This is a genomic window from Corallococcus aberystwythensis (genome assembly GCF_003612165.1).
In the GTDB taxonomy this organism is placed as follows: Bacteria; Myxococcota; Myxococcia; order Myxococcales; family Myxococcaceae; genus Corallococcus; species Corallococcus aberystwythensis.
Map to the genome: position 1 here is coordinate 1 of NZ_RAWK01000338.1, position 9,391 is coordinate 9,391.

Genomic DNA, 9,391 nt, shown 5'->3' on the forward strand with positions numbered 1-9,391 from the left:
GGCCCCGCCCGCCCGGCCGCTGGGGGCCTCCTTCCGGGGGGAGGCTGGAAATGGGCCCCCCGCTTCGGCGTAGAACGGGCCACATGCTCAGCCTGCGCAACCTGGTGAAGGTGTATCCGGGCCCGGTGACGGCCCTTCGTGGCGTGGACCTGGACGTCCCCAAGGGGATGTTCGGCCTGCTCGGGCCCAACGGCGCGGGCAAGTCCACCCTGATGAAGATCCTCTCCGGCCTGCTGGAGCCCACCTCCGGAGAGGTGACGCTCGACGGCCTGGACCTCGTGCGTCACCCGGCGGCGCTGCGCCCGCACCTGGGCTACCTGCCGCAGGAGATCGGCTTCTACCCGTACCTCTCCGGCCAGGACATGCTGCGCTACCTGCTGGAGCTCAAGGGCGTCACCGCGCCGCAGGGCTTGAAGGCCCTGTGCGCCCAGCTGCTGGAGCGCGTGAACCTCACCTTCGCCGCGAAGCGCAAGGTGAAGGAGTATTCCGGCGGCATGCGGCAGCGGCTGGGCATCGCGCAGGCCCTGGCCGGCGACCCGAAGCTCCTCATCGTGGACGAGCCCACCGCGGGCCTGGACCCCGAGGAGCGCCAGCGCTTCTACCGGCTGCTCGCGGAGGTGGCCCACGAGCGCACGGTGCTCCTGTCCACGCACATCGTGGAGGACGTGGCCATGCTCTGCCCGCGCTTCGCCGTCATCCGCCACGGCCGCGTGATGGCCATCACCAGCCCCAGCGAGGCGAAGTCCGCCCTCCACGACGCGCTCTTCGAGGGCACCGTCCCCCCGGCCGACATGGCCGCCTTCCAGCAGTCCCACCGCGTCACCCAGGCCGTGCTCTTCGAGGGCCGCAACCGCGTGCGCATCCACGCGGCCCCGGGCACCCCCGTGCCCCCTGGCTTCGAGCGCACGCCGCCCACGCTGGAGGACGCCTATCTCCTCCTGATGAAGGACGCGCCGGAGCCCACGGCGCCCACGGCCCGGGAGCCCGCCCCGGCGGTGGGCGCATGAACGCGTCCCGGCTGCTGCGCGTGGCGCGCACGGAGTGGCGCCACCAGACCCGGCGTCCGCTGTTCTGGGTGCTGCTCGTGCTGCTGGTGTTCGTGGTGTGGGGCGTGTCTTCCGGCAACGTCACCATCGACGCGGGCAGCACGGAGGTGGGCGGCAAGAAGGCGTGGATCACCAGCGCCTTCGCCGTCGCGCAGACGGTGCTGCTGCTCACCTTCATGCTGTTCATGTTCTTCGTGTCGGTGGGCGCGGGCATGTCCGTCATCTCCGACGACGAGGCCCGGGTGCAGCCCATCCTGCACACCACGCCGCTGACGTCCGCGGAGTACGTGTGGGGCAAGTTCGCGGGCGTGCTGGGCGCGTACGTGCTGGCGCTCGCGTGGATGATGGGGCTGCTCGTCTTCTTCCACCACGTCGTGCCGGCGGGCGCGGACGCGGAGTTCCGGGGCCCCTTCGCGTGGGGGAACTACGTGGGCGCCGCGGTGTGGTTCGGCCTGCCGCTCATCGTCTTCATGGCGGGCGCGGCCTTCGCCACGGGCGAGCGCACGCGGCGCGCGGTGCCGGTGTACTTCCTGCCGGTGGGCCTGTTCTTCCTCTGCGCCTTCTTTCTCTGGGACTGGTCCCCCGGCTGGTTGGATCCGCGCGTGAACCGGTTCCTCATGGCGCTGGACCCGGGCGGCTTCCGGTGGCTCACGGAGACGTGGATCAAGGTGGACCGGGGCGTGGACTTCTACAACACGCAGCCCGTGGGGCTGGACGCCCTCTTCGTCACCAGCCGCTTCGTGCTCATGACCCTGGGCCTGGGCGCGGTGGCCTGGAGCGAGCGCCACTTCCGCCGCGCGCTCCGGGGCGAGGTGCGCACGAAGGCTCCACGCAAGGGCGCGACCCTGGACGCGCCTCCGAAGCAGGTGGCGCTGTCGCACGCGGAGGCGCCGCTGTCCGCGCTGCGCATGGGCGTGCGCCCGCCGGGCTTCTGGACGGGGCTGTGGACGGTGACGCGCGCGGAGGGGCGGGGCCTGTTGTCGCAGCCGGGGCTCTACCTGTTCCTGCCGCTGCTCATGTTGCAGATGGTGTCCCAGGGCGCCACGGCGGTGGGCCCCTTCGACACGGGCCTCTTCCTGGTGCCCGGGCGCTTCGCGGTGCACACGATGGGGCAGGCATCGGTGCTCGTGTGTCTGTTGTTGATGTTCTACGTGGTGGAGTCGCTGGAGCGCGAGCAGGCCTCCGGCTTCGCGCCCATCCACGACGCGACGCCGGTGCGCACGCTGTCGGTGCTGCTGGGCAAGGCGCTGGCGAACAGCCTGGTGGCGGTGGCGCTGCTCGCGGCCATGGCGCTCGCGGGCACGCTGGTGCAGGTGTCGCAAGGGACGGTGCCGCTGTCGCTGACGCCGTACGTGCTGGTGTGGGGGCTGTTGCTGTTCCCCACGTTCCTGGTGTGGACGGGCTTCATCCTGGCCGCGAGGGCGGTGACGGGAGGCCGCTTCGGCACCTATGCGCTGGCCCTGTGCGCGCTGGGCCTCACCGGCTACCTCGCCGTGCGCGGGGACCTCACCTGGGTGACGAACTGGCCGCTGTGGGACGCGGTGCGGTGGACCGACCTGGGGGCCTTCCAGGTGGACCGCGCCGCGCTGGTGCTCAACCGCGTGGCCGCGCTGGGAGGCGCTGTCTTCTTCACCGCGCTGGCGGTGCACCTGGATGGCCGCCGCGTCCGCGACTCGGTGACGACGCTGGAGGGACTGAGGCCCTCGGGCCTCGCGCGCGGGCTGTGGCGGCTTGCGCCGTACCTCGCGGTGCCGGCGGTGGCGCTGGTGTGGCTGGGCATCCTGGTGGGGCAGGGCCACCAGGGCGCGGCGGCGAAGAAGCGCGCGAAGGAGTACTGGCAGAAGAACCTGGCGACGTGGAAGGACGCGCCGCAGCCCATGCTGGCGGACGTGGACCTGGACGTGGACCTGGAGCCGGAGGCAAGCGCCTTCCGCATGAAGGGCACGTACACGCTGCTCAACCGGCACGCCGTGGCGCTGCCGCGCTTCGCCTTGAGTGGCGGCGATGGCTGGACGGACGTGCGCTGGACGCTGGACGGCCAGGACGTGACGCCGGAGGACCGCGCCGGGTTGTATGTCTTCACGCCTCCCGCGCCGCTCGCGCCCGGGGCGAAGGTGACGGTGGGCTTCCAGTACGCGGGCCACGTGCCTGATGGCGTGTCCCGCGAGGGCGGCACGTTCAAGGAGTTCATCCTCCCGTCCGGCGTCGTACTCACCAGCGAGACGCCCACGTTCGCGCCGGTGGTGGGCTATGAGGAGGAGCGCGGCATCGACCCGAAGGAGAACAAGTACGAGCCGCGCGTGTACACGGACGACTTCTACGAAGGGCCCACGGAGTCCGCGTGGGGCAGCAACATGCCGTTCCCCTTCCGCATCCGCGTGAGCGGCCCGGAGGCCTACACGCTCAACTCCGTGGGCGTGCGGGAGAGCGACACGGTGAAGGACGGCCGGCGCACCACCGTATGGCGGAGCGACTACCCGGTGAGCTTCTTCAACGTCATCGCGGGCCGGTGGACCCGCGTGGAGGGCGCGGGCACGGTGGTGTTCCACGATCCGGCGCACGGCTACAACGTGCCGGAGATGATGCGCGGGCTGGAGGCGGCGCGCCGTTCCTACTCGGAGTGGTTCCATCCATTCCCGTGGGCCGAGCTGAAGCTGTCGGAGTTCGCCGGCCTGGACAACTACGCGCAGGGCTTCCCCACGGACATCACCTTCTCGGAGTCCATCGGGTTCCTCACGCGCACCACGCCGGAGTCCAACGCGGTGCTGCTCGTCACCGGGCACGAGGCCGCGCACCAGTGGTGGGGCAACCTGCTCATCCCCGGCAAGGGGCCCGGCGGCAACGTGCTGTCGGAGGGGCTGTCGCACTACTCCGCGCTGAAGCTGATTGAACAGCTGGATGGGGAGGAGGCGCGCAGGCAGACCGCGAAGCGCATGGAGGAGCGCTACGGCAAGGACCGGCGCGTGGACGCGGAGCAGCCGCTGGTGAAGCTGGACGACTCGCGCGAGGGCGACACGGTGGTCCTCTACGAGAAGGGCGGCTGGACGTTCTGGATGCTGGAGGAGCTCATGGGCCGCGACGCGATGCACGCGGGGCTCCAGGCCTTCCTCCAGAGGTACATGAACAACGCAGACCACCCGGTGCTTCAGGACCTCCTCGCGGTCCTGCGCCCGTTCGCGCCGTCGCAAGAGCGCTTCGACCGCTTCACCCGGCAGGCCTTCTTCGAGGTCGTGGTGCCCGAATACCGCGTCACCGGCGCGAGCGTGACGAAGGAAGGCGGCCAGTGGGTGACGACGGCGACGGTGACGAACGTGGGCACGGGCCGCATGCCGGTGGTGGTGGGCGTGACGAAGGCCGGCGAGTCCGCCGCGTTGGCCGTGACGCGCGTGGAGCCCGGCGCGGGTGAGGCCGTGCAGGTGACGCTGCGCACGGAGCTCGCGCCGGAGCGGCTGGTGGTGGACCCCGACGTGCGCGTGCTCCAGCTGCGCCGCGAGCAGGCCCAGGCCGCGCTCACGCCGCCGTGACGCGATGACATGACACGCTGACACGCGCGTCTCCGCGCGCCGGGGACACGCTGTCACGATGTCGGACGTCCCCAGCGTGCCGCTCCCTCTGCGAGCGGGCTGGCACATCAATTGCGATGGGTGTCCTCCGCATGACGGCCCTTGGGGGGCCGGCTTCATGACGGGGGTTCATCACATGGTTTCGACGACGCAGTGGAAGCTGGGTGTGTCGCTGGTGCTGGTGTCGGCGGTGGCGTTCGCGGAGGAGGGCGTCACCACGGGGTCGTTCCCGGTGGAGCGGCGCAACGTGGTGACGGTGTCCGTCCCCCTCCAGAGCCAGAGCACCCAGGTGGCACTCGAAGGGGAGCACGTGATGGGGGAGCGCTTCTCCGTGGGGTTGGGCGTGTTCGCGGCCTTCAACCGCGTCCAGTCGCGGTTCCGGGTGCCGGAGCCCAGCGGGCTGGAGGGTTTCGACAGCACGTCCTATGAGCTCGGCCTGGCACCTTCGGTGCGCTTCTACCTGACGGGCCGGGCACCCCAGGGACTGTGGCTGGCACCGCGCCTGGAAGTGGGGGTGGGGCGGAGCTCCAACTCGGCGGTGGGAGACATCCCGGACGCGCAGTTCATCAATGACACGGACGCGGACACGCTCTGGTCCGTGGGGGGGACGGCGGTCCTGGGGTACAGCATGGTGCTGGAGTCCGGCTTCACGGTGCAGGGCGGCGTGGGAGTCGGGGCCCGCCGGAACGGGATCGCCTACGACTCCGTGCGCCTGGGCCCGACGGGAGAGTCGGGCCTGGTGCGCATCCACCAGTCGACGTGGCTGTTCACCCAGCGCATCCTGCTCAACGTGGGCTGGGCCTTCTGACGTCAGGGCACATGCGACTGCGTGCTCACGGTCCAAGGCGTGCGGGTGGTGTCCACCCACAAGAGCTGGAGGTTCCAGCTGCCGGGCGCGGAGCCGGGCGTGTCGGTGGCCACGGCGAAGACGCGCGTGTCGGGCTGGGGCGTCACGGAGAAGCTCGTGCGCGGCGCGCGGTTGGCGTCGTCGGACGGCACCACGCCCAGCGTGACGGTGCCACCGGAAGGCAGCGGCAGCCCGTCCTGCGCCGTGGCGGAGGCGAAGGGCACACCGAGGAAGGGCGCGTCCGGCAGCACGCGGCGCTCCGAGCCCAGCGGGCCCACGTCCACGGTGGGCGTGTCCGAGGCGGCGTGCACCCAGCGCAGGCGCAGGTTGGAAGGGTCGCTCGCGAAGCGGTCCGTGAGGGGCAGCAGCGTGAAGGCAGACGCCGTCGGCCGGGGCGGCGCGAGGTAGCCCGCGGCGACCATCAGGTAGCGCTCACCGGGGACGAGCGTGGGCGTGGTGGCCGTTACCACCGGTGCGCTCGTGGGGCGCTCCGTCCCAGGCGCGGCGGCGAAGAAGTCCAGCGTGTACGCGCCCGGCGGCACCTGGAGCGGCGAGGACAGCGCGCCATACGCGAGGCCGCCGGAAAGCTCATGGTCGCTGGCGAAGAGGTCCAGCGCGGGTGCGTCCGGCGACGCGTGCAGCACGTACACCGTCGGGTTCTGCCGGAGGATGGCCAGCGTGCCGTCGCGGCCCGCGGTGAGCAGCGAGAATCCTTCGCCCGCGCGAGCGGGTGCGGACATGAGACCGGTGGCGACGATGAGCGTGTCGGTGCCGGAGCCGGCCGCGGGTACGGTGAAGGACGTCAGCGCCCGGCCCTCCGCGCGAAGGCCCACCTGGAACGCGGCGCCCGAGGGCAGCACCTGTGGCTCTTCTCCAGAGTCCTGGAAGCGCGCGAGGGACTCCACCTCCACGGAGCCGTCATTGCCCAGGTCCACGTCCACCGTGGGCGCATCCGTGCCGGCGTTGACCAGGCGCACGCGCGTCTGGCCTCCGTCCGCGGGCACGGTGTTGTCACGCAAGAGCAGCGTGCGCATCGCCGCGTCGGAGGCCGTGGCGGAGAACGCGCCCGCGGTCACCACCGTCCAGCGCGTCCCTGCCTCCATGCCCACCCGCTGGGACAGGACAGGAGGGGAGGACGCCGCCGCGCCCACGGGCCGCAGCTCCACGGTGACGGCGCCCGCTTCGCGCGTGAGGTAGGGCGTGGTCGCGCCATAGGCGACGGCGCGGGCCACGGGCGTGGCGTCGCCGGCGAGGTAGACGTCCATCGCGGGCGCACCCGGCGCGGCCTGCACGATGCGCAGCTGCGCCTGCGTGGGCGGCACGAGCACCGGGCCGTCCTGGGTGGGAGGCGTGCCGGAGTCCTCCGCCGACCCGCCTCCGCACGCGGGCGCGAATACCCCCAGCGACGTGAGCGCGACGACCAGCAGTGTCTTCCCCCGCATCCAGGCCATGTCGAAGTCTCCTCCTCGGCGGACCGCGGACGCGGCTCGGCACCGATGTCGACAGGGGTAAGGGTGGGCATCACCTTCACGCGGGCGAACCCCCACGCAAGGGCCACTGTCCGCCTCCGACGGTGTGCACCAATGCACGTCGCAAGTCCCGGGCATCACGGGCGCGGAGGCCTTCACGCGGACGGCGGGTGCGATCATCCGGCCGCCGCGGCGCGGCATCGAACGGGCACCGGGGCCATCCCCTGTTCAACACACGTCATCGCGCGGGCAACGGCGCTGGTAGGGTCGGCGGCACCATGACCCTCGCGTCCCTTCCGCTCATCGTGTCCCTGCTCGTGGCGCAGACGCCCGCGCCGGCCCCGTCAAAGACACCCCCCGCGCCGGCCACCGCGAAGTCTCCGTCCGCCGTCCCCGGCATCGCCCCGCTGCCCGGCCTGCCCAACCTGTGGGTGAGCGGCGTGCCGCCCGTGCCGCCCGCGCTCTCCCAGCGCGTGCAGCAGTACCTGGAGTCCCGCTCCGCGCAGCTGCTGGACGTGAGCGGGGATGGACAACAGATCCTCATCTCCACGCGCTTCGCGGACGTCAACCAGCTGCACGTGGTGGAGACGCCGCTGGGCGCGCGCACGCAGCTCACCTTCACGAAGGAGCCCATCAACCGGGCGCGCTTCCTGCCGGGCAATCCGCAGGTGGTCTTCTACCTCCAGGACACGGGCGGCGGAGAGTTCTTCCAGGTGCTCAAGCTGGACCGGCGCACGGGCCGTTCCGAGCTGCTGACGGACGGCAAGAGCCGGCATGAAGAGCTGGTGGTGTCGCAGGACGGGAAGTGGATCGCGTACGCGGGCACGGGGCGCAACGGCAAGGACACGGACGTGTACGTGGCGCCCACGGCGGATCCGAAGCAGGCGAAGCGGGTGACGGAGGTGGAGGGCAGCTGGGCGCCGCTGGAGTTCTCCGATGACGGCTCCAAGCTGCTGGTGCGCCAGTTCCGCGCGGCGGACGACGCCGACCTGAGCGTGGTGGATGTGAAGACGAGCGCGCGCACGCAGCTCACGCCCAAGGAGGGCAAGGGCAGCGTGGAGGCCGCCGTCTTCACGCACGACGGGCAGGGCGTGTACGTGGCCACGGACCGCTACAGCGACTTCGCGGAGGTGTACCGGCTGCCGCTCACGGGCGCGCCCCCGGCGGCGCCGCCGTCGCTGACGAAGTCGGTGCGCTGGAACGTGGACCACCTGGAGCTGTCCCCGGACGGGCGCAAGCTGGCGGTGACCGTCAACGAGGAGGGCTACGGCCGGCTGTACCTGCTGGACACGCGCACGCAGGCGCTGTCGCCGGTGGAGACGCCGCGCGGGGTGCTTTCGCAGATCCGCTTCCCGGCGAAGCGGTCGGACCGGCTGGCGTTCTCGCTGACGTCGGCGCGCGTGCCGCTGGACGTCTTCACGGTGGAGCTGGGCACGAAGAAGACCACGCGCTGGACGCGCTCCGAAGTGGGCGGGTTGGATCCGGAGACGTTCGTGGAGCCGGAGCTGGTGCGCTACCCGTCCACGGACGGCGTGAAGGTGCCCGCGTTCCTGTACCTGCCCAGGAACGCGAAGGGGAAGAAGGTGCCGGTGGTGGTGATGTTCCACGGCGGCCCGGAGGGGCAGAGCCAGCCCATCTTCAGCGCGCAGACGCAGCTGATGGCGACGGAGCTGGGGCTGGCGGTGCTGCTGCCCAACGTGCGCGGCTCGGAAGGGTACGGCAAGGCGTACCGCGCCATGGATGACGGCGTGAAGCGCGAGGCGAGCCTGGCGGACATCGGGGCCACGCTGGACTTCGTCGCGTCGCGGCCGGAGCTGGACGCGGCGCGGGTGGGCATCTACGGCGGCTCCTACGGCGGCTACATGACGCTGGCGACGGTGGCGTTCTTCCCGGAGCGCATCAAGGCGGCGGTGGACGTGGTGGGCATCTCATCCCTGCCGTCGTTCCTGCAGAACACGCAGGCGTACCGGAGGGACCTGCGCCGCGCGGAGTACGGCGACGAGCGCGACCCGGCGGTGCGCAAGGTGCAGGAGCGCATTTCCCCGCTGGGCTCGGTGGACAAGATCCGCGCGGCGCTCTTCGTGCAGCAGGGGGCCAATGACCCGCGCGTGCCGCAGTCGGAGGCGGAGCAGATCGTCCAGGCGGTGCGCAAGAAGAGCTCGGATGTCTGGTACCTGCTGGCCACGGACGAGGGCCACGGGTTCCAGAAGAAGACGAACCGGGACATGGCCCAGACGACCGCGCTGATGTTCTTCGAGAAGCACCTGCTGGGACCGTCCGCAGGGCAGGGGAGCGGGGCAGCGGGCGGAAAGTAGCCCGCGCTTCGGAGGGATTCGGCCGCCGCCGGTATGGCGGCGGCCCGGGGACGTTACACATTGTCCATGTCAGCGAGGAGAGTCCTATCCATGAAGCGCAACAGCCAGTCATTGCGTCGGGGTGTGGGGTTATTGGCGGTGCTCGCGGGGG

The 9,391-nt window shown here is 71.4% G+C and carries 5 protein-coding genes; 4 read left to right on the forward strand and 1 reads right to left on the reverse strand.

The window, feature by feature from the left end; genetic code table 11:
• Positions 1-83 precede the first annotated feature (83 nt).
• From D7W81_RS36525 to D7W81_RS36535, 3 genes are all read left to right on the forward strand, one after another.
• Positions 84-1,007: an ABC transporter ATP-binding protein gene (locus D7W81_RS36525; protein WP_120559997.1), complete on the forward strand. Its 924-nt coding sequence runs from the start codon at positions 84-86 to the stop codon at positions 1,005-1,007.
• On the forward strand, positions 1,004-4,570 hold the full coding sequence (locus D7W81_RS36530; RefSeq protein ID WP_120559998.1) for an ABC transporter permease/M1 family aminopeptidase: 3,567 nt from the start codon (positions 1,004-1,006) through the stop codon (positions 4,568-4,570). The genes D7W81_RS36525 and D7W81_RS36530 overlap by 4 nt, the downstream gene beginning before the upstream one ends.
• 175 nt (positions 4,571-4,745) lie before the next feature.
• A complete protein-coding gene (locus D7W81_RS36535; protein WP_120559999.1) occupies positions 4,746-5,417 on the forward strand; it encodes a hypothetical protein in 672 nt (223 codons plus the stop codon).
• Between the two features lie 2 nt (positions 5,418-5,419).
• Here D7W81_RS36535 and D7W81_RS36540 read toward each other — a convergent pair whose 3' ends face one another.
• A complete protein-coding gene (locus tag D7W81_RS36540) occupies positions 5,420-6,907 on the reverse strand; it encodes a DUF4397 domain-containing protein (RefSeq protein WP_158621765.1) in 1,488 nt (495 codons plus the stop codon).
• A 296-nt stretch (positions 6,908-7,203) separates the two neighbouring features.
• On the opposite strand from D7W81_RS36540, the gene D7W81_RS36545 reads away from it, so the two are divergent.
• A complete protein-coding gene (locus D7W81_RS36545; protein WP_208721596.1) occupies positions 7,204-9,240 on the forward strand; it encodes a S9 family peptidase in 2,037 nt (678 codons plus the stop codon).
• The last annotated feature ends 151 nt before the right edge of the window (positions 9,241-9,391 follow it).

Bases quoted from the DNA above. Each gene is read 5' to 3' on its own strand.
- D7W81_RS36530 (WP_120559998.1), top strand. From the start codon at position 1,004: ATGAACGCGTCCCGGCTGCTGCGCGTGGCGCGCACGGAGTGGCGCCAC.
- D7W81_RS36535 (WP_120559999.1), top strand. From the start codon at position 4,746: ATGGTTTCGACGACGCAGTGGAAGCTGGGTGTGTCGCTGGTGCTGGTG.
- D7W81_RS36540 (WP_158621765.1), bottom strand. From the start codon at position 6,907: ATGGCCTGGATGCGGGGGAAGACACTGCTGGTCGTCGCGCTCACGTCG.
- D7W81_RS36525 (WP_120559997.1), top strand. From the start codon at position 84: ATGCTCAGCCTGCGCAACCTGGTGAAGGTGTATCCGGGCCCGGTGACG.
- D7W81_RS36545 (WP_208721596.1), top strand. From the start codon at position 7,204: ATGACCCTCGCGTCCCTTCCGCTCATCGTGTCCCTGCTCGTGGCGCAG.